Source organism: Rhodovulum sp. FJ3 (assembly GCF_032918305.1).
Lineage (GTDB): Bacteria > Pseudomonadota > Alphaproteobacteria > Rhodobacterales > Rhodobacteraceae > SAT37.
On record NZ_JAWJUU010000007.1, the window covers coordinates 19682 to 39835 of the forward strand.

Genomic DNA, 20154 nt, shown 5'->3' on the forward strand with positions numbered 1-20154 from the left:
TGTATCGCTGCCGCAGTTCCATCAAGCAGCCTCGGCACTGCGCCCTGCCCTGCCCGTCTCCGATCTGGCGATCAGATAGTCGCAGGCGCGCTGTGCGTCCGCGGCGTGCTTGAAGATCGCACCCTTGTCCGACCGAAGAACGCGCAACCAGTTGTGGAGATAGGCGGCATTCATCTCGAGCGTATGCGCCGTGAAGCCGAGCGTCTGACCCAGAAACACCGAGGTAAGTTCCGCGACGATCTCCTCGCGCGCGTAGGAGGTGTTGCCAAACTTCGAGAGCCCGAAATCACGGTTCAGTCGATGGGGGGCTTTCGTGGCATGGGCCAGCTCATGCGCCCAAACCCCGTAGAAATTGCGCGGATCGTGGAACCGAGTGATCGACGGCATGTAGACCTTGTCCACGGGCGGCAAATAGTACGCTTCCGTGCCAGTGAAGACGGTCGTGATGTCGATGGCATCGAAAAACGCCTGCATGTGCGGGATGGGCTCGGACGGCGGATGCTCGGGCACGGGCTCCGGGTCAGGGTAGAAGCTCTCGGGCAATCCCTCGATCTGGCAGGCATTGAACACGCGGTAGGATTTCTGGAAGCGGAAGATGCGGGCCTCCTCGGAGTGATCATCCCTCTCCCCGTGGTCATCCTCGCCGCCGGCGTCTTTCCGGCTTTGACCGTAGTAGACTACGACAGAGGACTTCTCGCCCTTGCGAACCTTTGCGTCCAAGGCATTGGCCTGCGGCAGCGTCATCCAGAAGGGAGAGTTGTGGCCCGCCATCACGGTGCGCATGGTCAGCAGGAAGTTGTTCACCCCCTGGTAGGGCTCACCGCCCACGCGCAGGGGGCGTGAGCTGCCGCCTGCGCTCCAGGGTTTGCGCCACGGCAGGACGCCGCGCTCGATGATGCGGATGATTTCGTTCGTGATGACCTCGGAGGCATCGAATTTGGGCGTGCGGGAACGGGCCATGGCTGGCCTCCTTTTGAGTGTTAGTGAGAGGGAATGGTGATCAGGCTGGCCGACTGGGGCGTGGATCGTTGACGATCCTGGCACCAAGCTCTTCGACTAAGTCGATGTAGGTGGTCAGCGAGACGGAGGTGCCGTCACCCGAAGGGTCAGGGTCGACCGATCCGCCTCGCACCACCCGCGGCAGGTTCGCGAAGGCAATAACATCGGTGACGGGTCGGATATCGATGAAGGGCGCCCCGAGTGCGACCGCAAGAGCGGCCAAGGGAAATCGTTCGGTCGGCGCGAAACTCGACACGGTGGTCCAACCGAGATGGATGAATGTCCCACCCTCCCCGCAGATCACATGCGCGTTTGGCAATGACGCCGCCTGCCTGAGATAGCCGAGATCGCGGAGAACGGCTTTCCGCTCGAGCTTCCGTGCCAGCCCTGTCTGACCGGCTCGGCGCAGCTCTCTATGCCGCCACCAAGAGGCAGCGGTCGCGCGCAACACGCGCAAGACACCTGTTTGCATGGGAATGCCCTTCATCCGGAAAAACAGACCGGAACCCGGCCCGGACCCATCTGAGGGACCCCAAAGGCCCTCATCCGTCAGTCACAAAACCCGAAGGACACTTTCACTTTCCAACCGCCAACTGGACCGTGGAAACTGACAAGGGTCCGACACCACCGCGGTTCCCAAGGACTTCATGCAGTCAGTGCCGGTTGGGGTCCAAGATCGGCAAGGTATATCGGCAACCCCAGCCCGACCGCAGTAGTCTTTGGCTTATTATCAATAACTTATCTGACGTTCTCGATCGGCAAAAAACGCGCCTACTGCGACTTTTCAGGCCCAAAAATCAGGATTTCCGGCGTTCAGCGCATTGCAGCGTTACGGATTAGCTTGGGAAACGAAGGCGCAGCACCCCTGACACCTTGAATTTCGGCAATATTGCCGCTATATACCGTCAGTATCACCGTAGGAGCATAGATCATGCATATCACGAACTTTGCTGAAGCTGGGCAATTCGAACCTCGCAAGATCGCCGCAGCCTTGCGCACTTCGGCTGAGGAAATCGCATTGACCGTGGGTTTGGGCAAGGACGCGTTACAGAGGCGAGCCCGCATCGGCTCTGACAAGACACAGCGCCGCTTGCGCGAACTGGTGGAGGTACTGAACAAGGTCGAACCCCGCTTCGGCTCGGAACTGATGGCCTATGCATGGTACCGGTCAGAGCCCCTGCCCGGCTTTGATGGCCGGACAGCCATGCAGCTAGTGCAGGAAGGCAAAGCTCAGCAAGTTCTGGAATACATCGATGCGGTCGATGCGGGCGTCTTTGCCTAAAGCGCGCCCCGCCCAGACATGAGACACCAATACCCTGTCACACTTCGTGTTCTCGGGACATCGGTGCCACATACTTTTTCGTTCAATGGCGGGACGCTGAGATGCCTCTGAAAGATGGGCGCTACACAGGGCCACTCTATCGCGCCCTGAACCCGGTCTATGCCCGCGCGCCTCTGTCCGGACGAGGCGCTGAACTCTATGGAGGGCGCTTTAACGCAAAGGGCACCCCTGCCCTCTACACCTCGCTGGATCCAACGACTGCTCTCCGAGAAGCCAACCAGGCAGGCCACCTGCAACCCACGATCCTGGTGTCCTACAAGGCCGACTTTGGGCCTATTTTCGATACCCGCGATCAGGACGGACTTGACCGGTATGGCGCGACCGAGGCGATGCTTGCCGACCCTGCATGGCGCATGAAGATGCTCGATGGCCAATTGGTGCCGACACAGGAGTTAGCACGCGCCCTCATAGCAGATCGGTTTGCGGGGCTCTTGATCAAGAGTTTTGCGAAGGGTGCGTCGTCATCGGACTTCAACATCGTCCTGTGGGCTTGGGATGGCAAGAGCGGTTCACTTGACGTCGTGGATGACGAAGAACGGCTGTCACGAATGTGAGGTGATTGGCTGACATTTTCACGGGGTGAACTTTTCGCATACCGCGCCTGTGACAAGCCTCTCTATGTTACTAACAGGGAATAACTGGTGCTACGTCCGCCAGCCTCATCTTTCTCAAGGGCGCCCAAGTCGATCAGATCGAGGATGTCGCGATATGCCGTGTCTTGTGAGCACTTCTCAATCTTCGCATATTTCGACGTCGTGAGCATTCCTTCGAACCCATCAAGCAGGCGATTGAGTATGTCCCGTTGGCGGTCGTTTATGTTGGCCGCTCCGTATTGCTCCCAGAACCGCGCCTTCTGGAACACGGTCTCTAGGATAATCTCTGCACCATCGAATGCACGATCCAGGCAATCCAGGAACCAAACGAGCCAAGCAGTGATATCGAGTCCCCCTTTCTGGGTCGTCTCGAGCATGTCGTAGTAAGCGCTCCGCTCCTGCCGGATTTGGGTCGACATGCTGTAGAACCGCTGTGAACTGCGTTCGGATCGCGCCAACGCCATATCGGCGATCGCGCGCGCAATGCGCCCATTGCCATCGTCGAAAGGATGGATCGTAACGAACCACAGATGCGCGATAGCCGCATGAATGACAGGATCCGTGTCGGGTGCCTGGTTGAACCATGACAGAAACCGCGTCATCTCAGCGTCGAGCCGCACGGCTTCTGGCGCCTCAAAGTGCACACGTTCACGGCCATAGGAACCTGACACAACTTCCATGGGGCCGCCCCGCCAATTGCCCACCGTGATCCGGGTTATCCCGCTTCGCCCAGTCGGAAAAAGGGCCGCATGCCAGCCGAACAGGCGCTCAGCGTCCAGTGGCTGGTCATACGCTTGGGTCGCGTCCAACATCATCTCGACGACACCATCAACATGGCGATCAGACGGGATCAGTCCGCCAATTTCGAGCCCGAGCCGCTTCGCGATGGACGAGCGCACCTGATCCTTGTCGAGCGTCTCCCCCTCGATTTCGCTGCTTTTCACGACATCACTGGTAAGAGTGCGCAGCATTGCCTCGTTGCGAAGATCAAAGCCAAGACCCTCCATGCGCCCCAAAAGCTTGCCTTGACGGTGACGGACCGCGGCAAGTTGTGAAGACAGCTCGGCCTTATCCCAGGTAAACTGCGGCCAAACAGGGAGTTCGTGGATGTAGGTCATATATTACGCACTCTTTGCGGAGATTATACCGCTTTTTCTCCGCAAGACAACAATATCCACCGCAATAACTGCGGAGAATACAGACGGCAATCTCCGCATGCCCCGCCTGGAACTTGGACCGCTGGACAATTGATTGCGCATTGCTTCACGCTGCCTGTCCGCTCAACCGGCCATAGAAACTGCGCTCAAGATGCAGCTCCCCTGCCCCGGCCTTCTCGACCATGCCGCGCAGATAACCGCCGGGAGACGCCACTTCGCCGGCGCAGTGTTTGTCGAAGGTCAGAACCAACGCTGCTGTCGCGACTTGGGGCCCGAGACGGTCCTGAGCGAGGTTCCAAGCGTGCTCTGAGACGCCGATCATCGGCCTGAGCTGCCCGACAACGCGATGAAGATCGCCCCAATCCTTCAAATACCCGCCCATATTACGTGCCCAGGACGCAAATTCAGGACAAGCCTGCATCACGGTCGGCAAATCAAGCGCCGCACCACGTTTTTTACGTGTTTCAGCCACCCAATCTTCGAGCTCCCTATCCACCTTCTCTTCCGGTGGCGCATTTGGCACCACGGCCGCCGTTTGCTCAGTTTCTGAGCGATTACAGGTTACAGGATTAAGTTGGGTTGTAATTAGTATATGAGGTTCAGAATTGACCTCCCTGGGGTTCAATTCTTGAGTCTTTTCACTGGCTTCTTCCGTGGTTTCAGGTGTGTTTTCCACAACCTCATCCGCACGCACCGCCTTAAGATAGGCTGCTTCAACGCGCTCCTGGAGTTCCCTGAACCATTCTAGAAGCCGCGCAAGTGTCTCAGAGGCCGTGTTCCGGCGTGGCAGGCGGTCCAAGAGATCCTCAAAGAGGCTTGAGAGCTGTGTCCACGGGCCTCCCAGAGCGCTGCTGAGGGCCGCTTCGATCCTCGCTCGGATCATTCGACGCGCAACTGTGATTTGGCGTTTCAGGCGCTGGCAGAGTTCACGCTCGGCCTGCAGTTCAGCATGTAGCTGCTCAAACTCTTCGGCGCGGGCCGACAGTGGCGACAAATCAAAGCCGTAGGCCTCGATGATACGACCGTCAGCGTCTCTGTGGCCCCACCTCTTGCCATTGGGGCTGTCCTTGAAGGCAATCACGCCGATCTCAGCCAGGCGGCGCGCATGGCGCTTGAGCGCCGAGAGCGAGAAACCTGTCTGCTCCATCAGATAGGCGTTGGACGCCCAGACGATCGGACGCTGTCCCTCCTCCCAGTCCTGGGCCTGTGTGAAGGCCCCAAGCGTGTCGAGAAGCAGCACGTCGCCAGCCTTAAGGCCAATATGTGCGCCAACGCGTTTCACGGCGACAAAGGCCTGTGACTTGGGCACGGTTGATTTTTCACCAGCTTGTGCGTGTTGTTCAGCGACCGCGAGTCCGGCCGTCGCTTTGCGCCACCCCGAGGGTTGGTTAATATTGGACATACCCCCACAGTTCTGAGGCATGACTGTCCCAGTCGCTCCATGCGGAGCATCATTGAATTTTGTCATTTTCTAGCTAGGCACAGAAAACCTGTTCGCCCAAAGACGTTTTTCGTTGTTTAGCGATTCGCGGGCTGCTAGGATTGTAGTGTCAAAACAAATCGCGCCTTGTGCGCAGCAGCCCTCGGGACTTCGGTTTCGAGGGTTTTTCTTTTGTGCCGTCCTCCTTTCTGCTCAGTGCCTCCGTCTTGACGGTTAACAACTGTTAACCGCCGCTATCCTTCGTTGCTCTCTGATTGGAACCGATCGAAGGAATCTTGAATGAGCTGGTCCAGGTTCTGATCCAGCCAATTCGCGAATCGTGTGTTCTCCCCTACCCGCTTTACGGTCACTGAGAGCCCCGATTTTCCACTCTTGATCTGCACACCGGGAACAGGCGAGCGCTCTTCGACAGATCGCTCCTGCTTGCCTCGTTTGCCAATTTCTTTGAGGACGAGGTCCAGCCGCCCGTCGGAATCAAGGGCACCAGATTGACCAAGCACTTCCAATACACGCGCCTCCGAAAGTTGGTCCTTCTCGAACGCTGTAGCGAGGGTCATCCATTTGGGACGCCCTGCGCCCGGGGCCGCGCCGATGGCTTCACCAACCGCCACGGGCACAAGCCGATTGATGCGTTCAAGCTGTGAAAGAGTGTTCTTACTGATCGCCAAAGCTTGGCATGCTTCCGCTCGGGCGTATCCCTGCTCGAGGATCGCCTGTGCGAACCGAACACGTTCATAGTAGCTTAGCTCCGCACGGCCGGCATTCTCAAGCCCCTTCGCCATGAGAGCATCGGTATCATCGAGTGTGCGGATCAGAGCCCGCACCGGCATGCCTAGATGGCGGCACGCAAGTATGCGTCGCTGGCCATAGATGACTTCAAAATGACCGTCACGATCCTTTGAGGGACGCAGAAGCACTGGAACTTGCTGTCCCGACTCAGCGATACTGGTGGCTAGGTCCTGAATGGATTCATTTGGCGCATCTCTGTTAACAGCTGTTAACTCGATATCCATCCGATCCTTCGGGCCCCAGGCGAGGATCAAGTTGGTGTCGATTTCCTGAATGCCCCCGAGGCCTGCACGAACCGAACCGATAGTCCCCTTCGGCAAGGTCCGATGAGCCCGGTCGGACGCACCCTCCTTCGATGCTTCGCTTGCCGCCGTGATCGCCGCCATGATACCGGTTTTATTCTTCCCCATTGCCATGACTAACGTCCCCATGCCTGTTGAAGCATCCCTGCGATTTCCGCACCTACTGCATCCATGCTGTTCTTTGCCCGATCATAGGTTGACCGCGTCATCTCGGATCGTGCAACCTCGTAGATCGACATCTTGAGCATCGACGCATCGCCAATTGCCGTACTGCGCAGTCCCGTCGCCCCAACGACACGATCTTGGAACAAGGCACGCATCAAGCTCACAATCTGCTGACTGGGGATGTCGCTCGGATCGTCCCTAGTAATGAGAAACGAGAAAAAATCATGATCGAGTTTGACGCCCGTGTCCTCGATCACCCCGAGATATGCGGATGTCATCTCGACAAACTGCTGTGTAGAGGCGAGATCGAGCATGCTTGGCGTCATCGGCACGATGACGGAGGTCGCAGCATAAAGGCCGGTCAAAGTCAAAAACCCCAGAGCTGGCGGACTGTCGATCACCACAACATCGTAGTCGCTCTCAACGGACTGGATCGCTAGACTGAGCTTCTCAAAAAATGCGACGCCGCGCCCAGCGTTGACCGCTGTTTCAGTCTCAAACTCGCTCAGCACAAGGCGGGCAGGCGCCAAATGCAAGCCAGGGAAATAGGTTTCCACGATAGCTTCAGACATCGGCACCGGATCATCATATCGCAGTGCGTCGTAAATCGACGCTCCCTCAAACTCCAGTTCAGTTTGAATTCCGCAAAAGCCTGTGAGGCTCCCTTGTGGGTCCAAGTCAATCGCCAACACCCGGTAGCCACTCAAAGCAAGGTAGTGACACAGATGGATCGCGGAGGTAGACTTCGCAGATCCACCTTTGAAGTTCATCAGCTGAATGACCTGAAGCTTGTCACCCTCGCGACGCCCAGGAAGATACTTGCCCGGCTTTCGAGAGCTTGCCTCCAGAAAATGGCGCGCTTGCAGGATTTCTACCCCGGAATAAAAGCGCCGTCCGTTCTTGATGACTTCCGGCTCCGGCAACGACCCATCGCTATGGCACTTGCGCAAGAATTGTCCGGTTACGCCGAGTAGGTCAGCAGTCTCTGTTGCGCTGAATAGTCTCAAATTCTTACGCTGATCGGGCGCGTAGGCCTGTTGAAGATGCGTCGAGAGCGCCGTGTGTAGACGCGCGGCCATCTGGCTTGTAAGCTCGGATTGGGACGCCGCTTCGATGGGTGCCGTCTGAAACATAGTTGCAATTTCTCTGCTCGAACGCGCTTATTTGCGCAACTTGACTCTAATGGCCGTGATTCACCCTGTTAAGTCAAGGATTATATCCACAAATTGTGCTGTTGAACCAAAGCGCTACTAGAGAAGCCACGCACCTTCCCGAGTTAACAGCTGTTAACAGCACTCACAAACCTGCGGTTCACGAGTGCAACTTGCGCCGACTAGATATCGCTGAGGCCCGGTTTCACATAGGTGTCTCGATCGAAAATCCGGCTAGCGAGAGATATCGTGAACCCAGATCGGATCAGACAACGCGCCTACAGACCTACGGCACATCCATGGCCCAATCGGATCAAATTCATAGTTGTATTGATACTCAAGTCCTGAGGCCAGACGATCAGATAGCGGCGCTGCCTTGGAACCTATGGTCAAAGCACTGTCATCTGAGCCGTCAATGATCCTCGGCAGGGTAGGGGGCATCGCGATAGCTCGCTTCGCGGAAGCAGAATCCGGCACAAAGCACGGCGTAGACAGGACAATGCCTTAAACGAAGCAAAGCTTACCTACTGATAGTTTTAGGCATACACGGATGTTTATCCATGCCAGAAAGGACATCATGCGAGTTGCCAAACGGGGAAGTTCCCTTGCCGTCCGGCTACCCGCGAATCTTGTATGGGAACTGGGCCTAAAGAAAGGCGACCAGATCGACCTGGTAAAGAGAGACAGAACCATTCTGGTCAGGCGCCAACCTGGCGCCGATGAAGTCCTGCAAGGGTTAAGGCGATTTCGCGGGAAACTGCCCAAGGACGCGCGTCTATGCCGCGACGCCACCCATGAGCGCTGAATTCGCAGACACAACTGTTGTGCTCTACCCAATTGACGATGATCCGAATGCTGAGAGAACAGTGGAAATTCTAGGGCAGGGGCCTCGGGCAAGCGCCCAGGTCCTCAACGAGGCGATGGTCAATTGCCGGCGGAAAACTCGGCTCAGCTAGGAAGCTACCGGTGCGCTTCTTGATGGTATGAAGTCCTTATGGCCTTTCGTGGACATAACGGTTCAAACCCATCAAGCCGGTCGCGAGCTGGCAGAGAAGTATGAGTAATCGGTCTATGACACGATGTTCATGTCTGCCGCGCTGATCGCCGGGTGCACGACGCTGTGGAGCGAGAACTTTCACAACACGTTGCTCATCGAAAGCCGGCTGAGCATCGTCAATCAACTTAGCTGACCAGCAATCCAAGTCGCTCCGCCCGTTCCAACAGCATCCTGACGGAGGACGGTTGCCAGCCGGTGCGGCCTCGAGGGGTGCGCTCACGCATGGATTCCAACCGGTCGCAGATCGCTTGTAGCGTGATATCTGGGTCCAACCCTTTGATGGCCGCCACGATGGCCGGCAGGCGGTCATCGGTTTCGCGGCGTCCGGCGCGGCCAAGCACCTCGGCAGGAAGGAAACCGTCTCTGACATAGGCCTTCACGGCACGGAGCAGTCGGCTTTGTGTCCAATGGCGATCTGGGGGCAGGGGGCCGTTGATGATCCGCAGCACGTCTTCCCAAGCCATATCGGGGCGCAAACGGCGCACATGGGGCACCCAATCCTGCGCAGTTTCGTTCAGGCGCTCCATGTAACCGTCCTGTCGCGCCAGCCGCACCTTGCGCAGCGCGGCGGGGTCTTTGACGCGAAGTCCAGGATTGCCGCCTACGCGCCCTTTGGCCCGCGCAGAAGCAAGCCCGGCCTTGGTGCGTTCGCGGATCAGAGCGCGTTCGAACTCGGCCGCGGCACCCAGAACCTGCAGCGTAAACTTGCCCTGTGGTGAGGATGTGTCGATCGGGTCTTGAAGCGAGCGGAAGAAAGCCCCCTTGGCCTCGAGACGTTCGATCACCTCCAACAAGTGCGACAGAGACCGCGCAAGCCGGTCGATCCGCACAACGACCAGCGTGTCGCCGCTCTGGACACGTTCGAGCACGCGTGCCAGCACCGGGCGCGCACGATTGCCGCCCGAGGCGTGCTCTTCAAAGATCTCGACGCAACCCGCAGTTTGCAGGGCCTCAGACTGGGGCAGGGGGGTCTGATCCTCTGTGGAAACGCGGGCATAGCCTATCAGGGACATGAAAACGGGCCGTTTGCAATTTTATGTATCACCAATAAACGACCGTTTGTAAACGAGTGCAAGTAGGTGCTCTCTCGTCGTGCTCGTCCCAAAACCCTTGGTTTCCTTGCGCTGAGGGCGATCTGAGAGGTTCCATCAGCAGTCGCGCGCGCATACTATATAAAGAGCAAGGGTAACCGCCGCAAAATCACTTGGGCAATGTGCAAAAGAAGAGTATTTTGCACATATGAAGGCCCAAGCATCCGCGTTAACTGATGATTTCGATGCCCCCCTCGTCACCATCGAGGAGGATGAAGAGGCTCGCGAAGAGGATCTCTGGTTTCTGCCTGGGCCCCTCGATGAAGAACCGGATGATTTGCCTCCCGGGCCACGGGCAGAACCGCCCGACACTGATGTCATCGAAGACTGGGCAAAGGCAGAAAGCGTTCACGCTGCGCGACTGGCACGGGTCGCTGGACGCCTGGGTGCTCTGGATGACCGCCTGCTGCGCGGTCCTGAAGGCTGGCGGCACCGCCTCGCACTGATCGAGGCGGCAGACCTCAGCTGGTTCGCAGGGGATCGGGTCAGTGCTGATCGTCTGGCCCTTTGGGTATCGATGCGGCTGTCAGGTGCACAGGATGACCCAAATGCCCTGGCAAGAGTTGGATGGGCTGTTCGGCGTCTGACAGGCGGTCCCGGACCGAAGGCTGACTTGGCCGCCTTCCTGGATCGCCGCGATCCCGAGATCATTGAAGGCAGCGCTGAGCGTTTCGAAGATCGCGCGGGCGGATGGCTGGACGTAATGGCCGCAGCAGCCGAGCTCCACCCAATCACGCGGGCTTGCATGGGCTTTCATCTCTGGAGCCTGGCGGGCCTCGGACAGCACGGCGACCAGATGGAAGCCGCCGTCACCGCGTCCAGGATCGCGGCCTGCGACGGAAGCGGCGCCGTCTTCGCGCCGCTGGCTTTGGGCGGGGCAGGGGGGCTGCGTGTCTCGGGCTTACCACCCGAACGTTTGGTCCGCTGGTTGGATGGGATGAACAGCGCAATTCTAACGGCGATGCGGCATCTAGACGATGCCGAGACATGGAGTGCTCGGGCGGAAGGAGTCATGTCTCAGCTTTCGGGGCGAACTCCGGCGGCGCTTCGTTCGGCGTTGACAGAGTGGCCTTTGGTGTCAGCCCCGATGGCGGAGGCATTAACAGGCGCAAGTCGCGCGGCGGTTCAAAGGAACCTCGCCTGGATGGAAGAGAGAGGCTTGATCCGAGAAGTGACGCAACAAGGACGATTCAGGATGTGGCGGATCAAGGACTAGACCGTTGTGATCAGATCCAGCAACAGGGACCTTCTCGGTTCATTGAGGGAGGAGCGCTTACCGCCAATGCTTACGTTCATCGATGTCGCCAAAGGGTGGTTTGAATATCGACCTAGGTGTCTTGGTCAGAATCGCTCTGTGTGAACCGGCAACGAGCTATGGCAGCCTTTCGAAAAGATCCGGTGTGTCCTCGTCGCGCCGCCTGCTCAGACCCTCGCCAAGATGCAGACAAGGGTGCTTAATTCGTGTCAGGCCTTTGCCGCTCTCAAAATGCCCCCCCCTCCTCTGGGCATGCCCACACTTACGATCAGCGCCCCACATATTGGACAAGTCCGCCTGAACGATGCGCCCCTCTTGCTTTCGCGATCGCCCCGAACTGCCCAACCGCCGCGGACGGATACCGTGCGCCCTGACGACAGTCGGCGGGTGAGTGCCTTCCGGTAATACCAGCGGCCCGTCATCCCATACCCGTTCTTTCCTCGACCCGGCTGCCGCTTGGGGTCGAGCGCACATAAAAGCCTTGTGGAATGGCCTCCTGCACCAGCCCCACATGCGAGATCAGGCCCACAGCCCGGCTGCCCTCTGTCAGCGCAGCAAGAACTTGGATCACCTGATCCAGCGTGCCCGCCCCATTCTCGGTGTCGAGGCTCCCGAAGCCTTCGTCGATAAAGATTGTGTCCATCCGGATCTTGCCCGAAAGGCTCTCGACCACATCAGCGAGCCCAAGCGCGAGGGCCAGTGCCGCGATAAAGGTCTCGCCGCCTGACAACGTGGCTGTCGGGCGCGCCTTGCCGGTGTTGATGTCGAAGGCCTCGATTTCGAGCCCACGCTTGCCGCGACCGCCAGATGCCTCGAGCCCACGCGTTAGCCGGCAGCGACCACGTGTCAAAAGATGCCACCCCGGGGATGTCCCCCGGGATGGGCATTTGCCACATCACTCTTCTATTGCGCCACCGATCTGGCGGAGGTGATCCCTAAAGCCATGGCTGGGATCAAGTGCCCGCTTTTCCAGATATTGGCCAAAAGCAGCCTGCTCTCGAAAACTCTGCCCCGCGCGCATCGCGCTGGCCTGACGCCGCTCGGTTGTCCGGATTGCTTCTGCGGCATCGACGATCCCGGACAATCGGTCTTCGGGAAGGAAGATCGCTCCATCCGCATCGGCAACGACCAGATCGCCCGCGCTGACCACCCAATTCCCGACCCGAGCCCAATCAAGGATATCGGGTGAACGCGGATCAAGCCTCTGCGGACCTGTTGGCATGGTCCCCATCGAGAACAGCGGCATCCCGATCTCAAGGAGTTCATCGGTGTCACGATGTAAGCCCCAGATCAGAATACCCGCTAAGCCTGCATTGCTGGCCTCCAATGTGACCAGATCACCAACGCAGGCTTCATCCTCGCGCCCCCCGTTATCGACCACAAGGACATCCCCCTGCGCGGCCATCTCCATCGCCTCAAGAAAGACATCCACGCTGCCCAAGTGTCGGGCAGGACGGACGCGACCGGCACAGCGCATCCTGACGTCAATGGGGCGCAGGCCGCTTGGCGCACACCTCACGTCAACGCCGGTCCTCAGACAGGCATCCGCCAGATGGGGGGTACTCAGCCCTTGCAACCGCGCGATCAAATCACTGCTCATGCCGATGCCCTCAAATTCTCGACCCTGATATTGTACCTGTTGGACATCGCCACACTGTAGCGATAGCCGCGCAGAACCTTGACCGGCCCAAGAAGGTCCAAATCCTCGGTCGGAGATTCATTGAAATCTAGAGTCGCGGCACCTTCCCAGATCTGCGATATCTGGAAATTCTCGCCGCGCAGTCGGGTCAACTCGTCGATTGCCGGAGCCCCTTGTTCACCCTCGTACAGCGATGCAAAATGGCGGCGACCAATGATCGGCCTGCTGCCAAAGATGGGCGCATCGGGCTCCGCTTCATGTTCGATGGACACGGTCCCCTCAGCAAGACGTCGGCTGTGAAGGGCAAGCGTTCCGCCGAACCTGCCCTCCGGTCCGAGAGCTGGAGCTGCTGGGGACTGGAGATTGAAGGCACGCGTGGTGTGCACATTCCCGAACTTCTTTGGATAGCCGAGCAGCCAGCCGCGCACCATGGACAGATCGGAATCAACGTAAATGTAGGGGCAGTGAAAAACAGCCTCGTCACCCAGACGAGCCCCCACAAAAATCAGGCATTCGCTATATTGCGACCGGCTCGGATCAAGAAACTCGTCGCCCTCATCTGTACAGGCTTGCCACGCTGCGAAAGAGGCCGTGCAGAGCACTCGACCGTCTTCGGCATCGGCATCCAGACCTTTGGGCAGAACCGCGGCGACTGCCTCCTGCGAGGCTTCAAACGCGATGGTGAGGAAGTCGGCCGCATAGTGCCAAGGTGGCGTCGGCGCTACGCCCGCTCTACCTCGAGGCGCAAATGGTGGTGTGTAGGAATAACGACTCGTCATCTATTTGGCCCTCCGCGCGGCATCTCGTTACGGATGATACTAGCCAGCACAATTAATTTCGACTATCGAATAGTTTTGAAGAAACCCTGCAGGATATCGAAACTATGCGTCCGACCTTCGACATGGATGCGCTGCGCACGATGGTTGCCGGCGTCGAGTTGGGCAGCTTTGCGCGGGCCGCCAATCGCCTCGGCAGGTCACAGTCTGCAGTAAGCATGCAATTAAAAAAGTTGGAGCTACAGGCAGGGCAGCAGCTGTTCCGAAAGGCTGGTCGTGGACTTGCCACGACGGAAGCTGGCGACCGGCTTCTGGCTTATGCACGGCGCATCCTTGCGTTGAATGACGAAGCCGCCGCCTCAGTCAACGCGACTGCTGTTGGCGCGACAGTCCGGCTTGGGCTTCCGCAGGACTTCGCAGAAGACATCCTGCCGATGGTATTGGAACGGTTCTCTTCCAAATGGCCGGGGGTCCATATCGAAGCGCGGGCCGGACGCAACTATTCACTGGAAACAGATGTGTCGGATGGGGGGTTGGACATTGCGATCTTGTTCGCCTTGGCAGGCTCGGGCAAGGACGACACGCTGATTGCGCGCCTAAATATGGTCTGGCTAGCACCATGGAAAGCCCCTTCGGACGAAGCCGACAATGCAATGCCGCTTGTCATGTTCGATCATCCCTGCCTTTTTCGGCAGGCGGCGATCGAGGCACTGGAAGCCGCTGGACAACCCTGGCGCGCGGCGCTTACCACGCCCAGTCTTCAGGGTGTGTGGGCTGCATTACGTACCGGCCTAGGTGTCACGGTCCGGACAACATACGGATGCCCGGATGATCTGGATGTCGTGCATCATGCGCCGCTCTTTCCGCCGCTGCCGAAGATCGACCTGCATCTGATCGCAGGACACGACCTTTCACCTGCCGCACTGGACCTACACACCATTGTCCGCGAGGTCTTTCGTGAGCGGCTTTGCGCTCATCACGTCGCCAGCAACGGTCAAGCTCTGATTGCATCACCAGAGATGAAAGACATGCTTGGCGAACTCTCCTGATCGATAGAAGACGCCGCCGCGCCGTGCCGCCGCAGGTCAGACAGGCATAAATATCTTCCACGCGCTGCCCGATTGGTGGTGCTCCGCGGTGGGAGCCAGTATCGGATCAGACATCTGTCGGCAACGCCCAACTGCTCATGCCCTCCAGCTATCATGCTGGATTCGCGAGATGATTCCCTACCGGGATTTGTGCAACAAAGCCAGTGCCAACCGGCAAAGTCCAATGGCATAACCTATTGTAAATAAATGTGAAAAAACCCGCCCTTTGGGCGCTGCGGTCGGCGGCGTCGATATAGGGCGGTCAGGGGATGATGGCGGCGGTTGCAACATAGGCCAGCACCCCGAGAGCCATCAGGATGGTCAGACCAGCCGAGACACCGGCAATCCGCCCAGACCAGTTTGCCAGCGGCAACATCCCGCACAAAACCGCAACGCCGCCATACCATGTTGCACTGAACACCGCGATCAAAGCGACAAACGCGACCCGTGTCGTCATAGGGGTGCCGGCGGTCGTGGCGGTGCCAAGCGCGCTGAGAAAGAACAGCCATACCTTGGGATTGGCCGCCTGAAACAGCATGCCAAAGCAAAAGGCGTTGTGGGGCAGGGGGGTGGCGGCCCGTGCCCCAATGGGACGCGGGCGCAGGGTTTTCATCAGGCTTCGCGCGGACATGACGATCAGATACAGCGCCCCCGCGATCTGGACCGCCGTAAACCATTGGGGCGCGCGGCCCAGAACCGACCCCAGACCAGCCAAAATCGCCACGGACAGGACCGCGTTCGTAGTTGCGATCCCCAAGGCCGTCGTCACACCCGCCCTGCGCCCCTGACCCAGAGCGGCCGACAGGACGGCAAAAAACGCAGGCCCGGGCGAGGTGATGCCAAAGGCAAGCAGGCCCAGACCGATCCAGATGCTGTCCATCGCTCAGGCCTCAAGCATCGCGATGTCCTTCCCGTCGCAGGGCGTAAAGCAGTGCCAGTCGCTCAGCGGTGGCACGATGTCTTTGCGTGCGCCACAAAACGAGATCTTGGGAAGGGATTGCGAGATATCGATAAAGCCGCCCACCCCGTTCAGGTTCTTGCCCAAACGGGCGACGTTCATTGTGCCATTGGCGTCCTTGGCCCCGATCCCCAGAACCGCATGATTGACCGCGCCCGACCAGATCCGTTCAAACATCTGCAGCTGTGAGATCCGGCGATCCGCGCCGATGTTATAGCCAAATCCGGTCCCATCCAAAGGCGTGCCACCGATATTGCCGGATTCGACATTGACGGTGCCGCGATGTCGCCCGTCCAGCGTTTGCAGAACCGCAACGGGCAGGCCGATGCCGACGATCAACTGATCCCCGTCGGCGATACGTGGCAGGATCTGTGCCCCAAGCCTGTCCACAATGGCGCCGCGCCGCCCGTGGGGGGCGGCCTCGGGGCGCAGATACCGGTTGGGGAAAAAGCCCAGCGTGTGCAAATCCGTTGGCGCGTCGAACACCAGATCGCTGTCGGTTGTTTCAATGATCTGGATTGTGTCGGGCAGGATGACACCGGCGGGCACCTGAATGAACAGGCGCGCCCCGCGGGCGTGGGCGGCCTTGGCCACGGCGCACGCGTCCAGATCGACCGGATCGGTTTCGGCCACGATGGCCCCACCCGCCGTGCGCCCCGCCGCGCGCAGGAACACGGCCTGAGATTGGGGCAGATGATAGGTCAGCAGACCTGCGCTCGCGTTTGACACCAGATCGCCCAATCCGGCCAGTTTCGGGTCATGCAGGGCTATCACGCCCGCGCGGCGGTCGGGGTCGATAAACGTGTCCACACCGATAGGGCAGGTGTGCCGACGATCCGCGCAGGTCAACAATTTGGCCATCACCCCTTGGGGGAAATTCACCACCGACAGGCCACCCGCATCGGCTTGTACCCCCGCGTGGCGCACGGTGGCGTAAAACCCGCCGATGATCCAGCGCGCCCTTTGGGCCAACAGGACATGGTTCAACCCGCCGGTCCACCCGTTTCCGGGCAGGGAGGTGCCCACAAACCCGAACCGGCGCGCGCCCAGATCGGCCTGTGCCAGCAGCATCAACAGGTATTCGGGCGAAATACAGCTGCCAAAGGAGACCAGATCGATCACCTCAACCTGATCTAGCGCTGCCGCCATGCGGGTCAGGTCGGTTTGGATATTCACGCTGCTCATAGGTCGGCCACCATCCGTTCTGTTGTCTGGGACAGGCGCGCCATCATCGCGTCACAGGCCAATTCGGCGTCGCGCTTGGTGATCGACGAGGCCTCGGTGAAATAGCGAAACCCGTTGGTGATCGGACCCAGAGCATAAATCCCGCGTTTGTCACAGACACAGCCGTCCCTTTGGCCCATCACGCCACCAAAGGGATTGGCCCGCAACCCCGAACGCGCCGCGAACCGCCCAAGGGGTGTGCTGTCGTTATAGGCCCGCAAGGTGGTTTCGGGATTGATGTCGCCGGGATTGACGGCCTTGCGATGGAGGCGCAGGATCCCATCGGCGCACAGGTCTTGGATTTTCGTTGCATTGCACAGCGGATACATCACGCGCCGTTCGACGAAAGTGGGGCGATGGCGCATCATGATGCTGCGGTCGGCGTCGGGCATGCGGCGGAACACATCCGCATAATCGCGGGTCGCGTTATACATGGCCTGTTGGGCGAGCGAGACGCGCTCTTTGGCATAGGCGATTTCGTCCGACGGGTTCAGATCGCCGCGATACATGGCCAGATCGTCGGCGTCGCTGGCGCAGGTTTCAATCCGGTGCAGCACGTCGCGCAGACGCACATCCGGGGCCGTCACCAGATCGCCAAGGACTGAGGGCAGGCCGGTGGCGAAATTGCTGCGCACCCGTGGGAAACGCCCCGATAGCGAATAGCAGTCGATCGACAGATCAGGGCGCAGATAGGTGCTGAGCAGGATCATGTCGATGCCCGTCAGGCCCGATCCGATGATGGAGAGCCGACCGCCCTGTGGCACGCTCAGGATGCGGCGCGCGGTGTCGGCGACCTGTGTGTCCGACCCGAACCCAAGCGACAGAACCGTGCACCCGGTCGCATGGACTCGTCCGTTGATGTCGTGGATCTGACCATCGCCATCCACAAAATCCACCGCCGGCAGCAACTCGACCTCGTTGCCTTGCAACCGGTGCGCATTGATCAGCCGCGCGCGCACCTGATTCAGGTACTGGCCAAAGATGCGCCGAGGCAGGTAATCGGGATTGGCGGGCGCCACCCGCACCCCGGTTTTCAACCAGTCCCCAAGCGGCAGGATGTGGTCAAACATCCCAAGCGCCGCCGTCTGCGTGTTCATGATGAAAACGTCTGGCACGGCCTTATACGCCTCACCGATTTCATCGTGACATTTGGCGTAGATATCGATCCGGGTCCGCGTCAGGCCACGCGCCAGCAACCCGTCCAAAAGGGCCACCATTCCAAAACCACCGCCGACGATGGCGATCCGGTTCTTGTATGATTGGGACATCTCAGACCTCGCTGGTCGCCGTTTCGGACAACAGGGCATCGACATGGGCGTCGGCCTCATCCGTGAGGGCGGTGGACAGATAGCGTTCGGTCTGGCTGGGGGCCATGCACAGGAACCGTTTGCCACGCAACTCGGGCTGACGGGCCAAGGTCAGGGCCGCGTGCAGGGTTGCGCCGCTGGATATGCCGACCAACAGACCCTCATTGCGGATGATATCACGCGCCACGCGATAGGTGTCGTCTTTGGTCGTGACAAAGACATCCGTGATTGCGGATCGGTCGGTCGTCGCGAACACCGCCCCCGGCCCGATCCCCAGAATGCCGTGGGTCGAGCGCGCGCTGTCCAAACTGTCCCGCCCCGACAACAACGCCGCGCCCTGTGGTTCGACGGCCACCACTCGGACGTCGGGATTGCGTGCACGCAGATACCGCCCGACCCCCGAAATATGTCCGCCCGTTCCCACGCCTGCGACAAAGACGTCGATGTCGCCCTGCATCTGCGCCCAGATCTCTGCCCCCGTTTCGGTATGCGCGGCGGGGTTGGCCATGTTGTTGGATTGGTCGATATAAAACGCACCCGTGCGCGTCGCCAGTTCCTGCGCGCGGCGCACGGTTTCCCGATAGCCCAGATGCGCAGGGGTCAGTTCGATCCGCGCGCCCAGCATCGCCAACAGAACCATCCGTTCGCGCGACACATATTCGGGCATGACGATCGTGATGACATAGCCGCGTTGGGCCGCGATCGCGGCAAGGGACACGCCAGTGTTGCCGGTCGTGGCCTCGACAATCGGGGTGGATTTGGTCAACCGGCCGTCGCGTTCCGCGGTCAGGATCATGCTTTTGGCGGCGCGGTCCTTGATCGACAGCCACGGGTTAAAATGTTCGAGTTTCAAAAAGATCTCGGCTTCAACCCCCCAACGATCCGGATGCAGACGCACCACGGGCGTGTCGCCCACATGGTCCAGAATTGATCCTTCGGGTGGAAAGTTTTTGATCACGCGATCATCTGCCATAACGTTTCCAATCAATACCTTAAATAAAATGATGGACGGATCGTCCGGGTCTGAAAATTAGGATAGGTCGGTTGCGGGTGCTGCGATGGGGGTCATGTCATAGATCGTCGTCATGACCGGAACCGTGCCGGGCAGGGGCGGTTTTTTCGCGCTGCGGTTGGGGCGGTTGCAAAAGGCGCGAAACGCCTCGGGGTCGGTCAGACGTAGATACATATTGATTGATTGCACCCGGTCGAACCTTTGTCCTGGCACTGCGCGATAACGATGGGCCGGATAGACGCGGGTGTCGCCCGTGGCGCGCGACTTGAGCTTTTGCAACGATCGGAACAGATCGTCGGAATTTCCGCTCGGCGCGGCGCACAGGCCACAGCCCTCGGCAAACAGGGTGTCGCCCGTGAACATCCGTTTGCCGATCACATAGGTGATCGACCCCCATGTGTGCCCCGGTGTTTCCAATGCCAAAACAGATACTGTTCCCGCCGAAAACGAATAATCCCCGTCTAATGTCCGGATTTGGGCGCGCGGCAGGTCGAGGCTCTTGTGCTCTTGGATCGACATATAGACCGGACAGCCCGAGATCTGCGCGATATGGGGCACGGCGTTGACGTGATCCGCGTGGCAATGGGTCACCACCACCGCCCGCAGGCGCAGACCCAGTTCGCCAATCACCCGCAGAACCGTGTCGCCGTCCCATCCCGGATCGATCAGAACCGCGTCGCGCGACCGGATGTCAAAAACCGCATAGATGTAATTGGCAAAGGCGGCCCGCCCTGCTTTGAATACCAGCAGGGCGAGACGACCGTCGAGGTCCAAAATCACATCCGTATTTTGTCCCTGATCCGCCATG

At 59.3% G+C, this 20154-nt stretch carries 20 protein-coding genes; 5 read left to right on the plus strand and 15 right to left on the minus strand.

Going from position 1 to position 20154, the window contains the following annotated elements:
- Positions 1-21: 21 nt before the first annotated feature.
- The gene (locus R1W00_RS15860) at positions 22-960 is read right to left on the minus strand and encodes an ArdC family protein (RefSeq protein WP_317263748.1); all 939 of its coding nucleotides are present in this window, start codon (positions 958-960) and stop codon (positions 22-24) included.
- A gap of 40 nt (positions 961-1000) precedes the next feature.
- On the minus strand, positions 1001-1486 hold the full coding sequence (locus tag R1W00_RS15865; RefSeq protein WP_317263749.1) for a hypothetical protein: 486 nt from the start codon (positions 1484-1486) through the stop codon (positions 1001-1003).
- A 444-nt stretch (positions 1487-1930) separates the two neighbouring features.
- Between R1W00_RS15865 and R1W00_RS15870 the strand changes: the two genes are divergently transcribed.
- Both R1W00_RS15870 and R1W00_RS15875 read left to right on the plus strand, forming a co-directional pair.
- The gene (locus tag R1W00_RS15870; RefSeq protein WP_073037527.1) at positions 1931-2281 is read left to right on the plus strand and encodes an MbcA/ParS/Xre antitoxin family protein; all 351 of its coding nucleotides are present in this window, start codon (positions 1931-1933) and stop codon (positions 2279-2281) included.
- A 101-nt stretch (positions 2282-2382) separates the two neighbouring features.
- Positions 2383-2895 (plus strand): RES family NAD+ phosphorylase, encoded by a 513-nt coding sequence (locus tag R1W00_RS15875; protein WP_317263750.1) that lies wholly within the window; start codon positions 2383-2385, stop codon positions 2893-2895.
- Positions 2896-2957: 62 nt separating this feature from the next.
- Here R1W00_RS15875 and R1W00_RS15880 read toward each other — a convergent pair whose 3' ends face one another.
- The 4 genes from R1W00_RS15880 to repA all read right to left on the minus strand — a co-directional run bounded on the left by R1W00_RS15880 (position 2958) and on the right by repA (position 7921).
- Complete coding sequence (locus tag R1W00_RS15880; RefSeq protein ID WP_317263751.1) at positions 2958-4052, minus strand: Fic family protein; 1095 nt, start codon at positions 4050-4052, stop codon at positions 2958-2960.
- Positions 4053-4197: 145 nt separating this feature from the next.
- Positions 4198-5493, minus strand: a complete 1296-nt coding sequence (gene repC / locus R1W00_RS15885; protein ID WP_317263752.1) for a plasmid replication protein RepC — start codon at positions 5491-5493, stop codon at positions 4198-4200.
- Between the two features lie 272 nt (positions 5494-5765).
- Positions 5766-6737 carry a plasmid partitioning protein RepB gene (repB, locus tag R1W00_RS15890; RefSeq protein WP_317263753.1) on the minus strand — a complete coding sequence of 324 codons (972 nt, stop codon included), beginning with the start codon at positions 6735-6737 and terminating at the stop codon, positions 5766-5768.
- Between the two features lie 2 nt (positions 6738-6739).
- A complete protein-coding gene (gene repA / locus R1W00_RS15895; protein ID WP_317263754.1) occupies positions 6740-7921 on the minus strand; it encodes a plasmid partitioning protein RepA in 1182 nt (393 codons plus the stop codon).
- Positions 7922-8516: 595 nt separating this feature from the next.
- Between repA and R1W00_RS15900 the strand changes: the two genes are divergently transcribed.
- Positions 8517-8744 carry an AbrB/MazE/SpoVT family DNA-binding domain-containing protein gene (locus R1W00_RS15900; RefSeq protein ID WP_317263866.1) on the plus strand — a complete coding sequence of 76 codons (228 nt, stop codon included), beginning with the start codon at positions 8517-8519 and terminating at the stop codon, positions 8742-8744.
- A gap of 377 nt (positions 8745-9121) precedes the next feature.
- Here the strand turns inward: R1W00_RS15900 and R1W00_RS15905 are convergent, their stop codons facing one another.
- Positions 9122-10009 (minus strand): recombinase family protein, encoded by an 888-nt coding sequence (locus R1W00_RS15905; RefSeq protein WP_317263755.1) that lies wholly within the window; start codon positions 10007-10009, stop codon positions 9122-9124.
- A 226-nt stretch (positions 10010-10235) separates the two neighbouring features.
- Between R1W00_RS15905 and R1W00_RS15910 the strand changes: the two genes are divergently transcribed.
- Complete coding sequence (locus tag R1W00_RS15910) at positions 10236-11303, plus strand: hypothetical protein (protein ID WP_317263756.1); 1068 nt, start codon at positions 10236-10238, stop codon at positions 11301-11303.
- 457 nt (positions 11304-11760) lie between these two features.
- Here the strand turns inward: R1W00_RS15910 and R1W00_RS15915 are convergent, their stop codons facing one another.
- From R1W00_RS15915 to R1W00_RS15925, 3 genes are read right to left on the minus strand one after another with little or no spacing between them, the layout of a single operon-like run.
- The gene (locus R1W00_RS15915; protein ID WP_317263757.1) at positions 11761-12192 is read right to left on the minus strand and encodes an SbcC/MukB-like Walker B domain-containing protein; all 432 of its coding nucleotides are present in this window, start codon (positions 12190-12192) and stop codon (positions 11761-11763) included.
- Between the two features lie 45 nt (positions 12193-12237).
- A complete protein-coding gene (locus R1W00_RS15920) occupies positions 12238-12942 on the minus strand; it encodes a hypothetical protein (protein ID WP_317263758.1) in 705 nt (234 codons plus the stop codon).
- Positions 12939-13760, minus strand: coding sequence for an acetoacetate decarboxylase family protein (locus R1W00_RS15925; RefSeq protein WP_317263759.1), 822 nt, complete (start codon positions 13758-13760; stop codon positions 12939-12941). The genes R1W00_RS15920 and R1W00_RS15925 overlap by 4 nt, the downstream gene beginning before the upstream one ends.
- A gap of 104 nt (positions 13761-13864) precedes the next feature.
- Here R1W00_RS15925 and R1W00_RS15930 point away from each other — a divergent pair, with 104 nt between their 5' ends.
- Complete coding sequence (locus R1W00_RS15930) at positions 13865-14806, plus strand: LysR substrate-binding domain-containing protein (protein ID WP_317263760.1); 942 nt, start codon at positions 13865-13867, stop codon at positions 14804-14806.
- 301 nt (positions 14807-15107) lie between these two features.
- Here R1W00_RS15930 and R1W00_RS15935 read toward each other — a convergent pair whose 3' ends face one another.
- The 5 genes from R1W00_RS15935 to R1W00_RS15955 are packed head-to-tail and all read right to left on the minus strand — an operon-like array spanning position 15108 to position 20153.
- Complete coding sequence (locus R1W00_RS15935) at positions 15108-15725, minus strand: LysE family translocator (protein ID WP_317263761.1); 618 nt, start codon at positions 15723-15725, stop codon at positions 15108-15110.
- A 3-nt stretch (positions 15726-15728) separates the two neighbouring features.
- Complete coding sequence (locus R1W00_RS15940) at positions 15729-16988, minus strand: hypothetical protein (protein WP_317263762.1); 1260 nt, start codon at positions 16986-16988, stop codon at positions 15729-15731.
- Complete coding sequence (locus R1W00_RS15945; protein ID WP_317263763.1) at positions 16985-18295, minus strand: FAD/NAD(P)-binding protein; 1311 nt, start codon at positions 18293-18295, stop codon at positions 16985-16987. The genes R1W00_RS15940 and R1W00_RS15945 overlap by 4 nt, the downstream gene beginning before the upstream one ends.
- 1 nt (position 18296) lies before the next feature.
- The gene (locus tag R1W00_RS15950) at positions 18297-19307 is read right to left on the minus strand and encodes a cysteine synthase family protein (protein WP_317263764.1); all 1011 of its coding nucleotides are present in this window, start codon (positions 19305-19307) and stop codon (positions 18297-18299) included.
- A gap of 57 nt (positions 19308-19364) precedes the next feature.
- Positions 19365-20153, minus strand: coding sequence for an MBL fold metallo-hydrolase (locus R1W00_RS15955; protein ID WP_317263765.1), 789 nt, complete (start codon positions 20151-20153; stop codon positions 19365-19367).
- Position 20154: the final 1 nt, after the last annotated feature.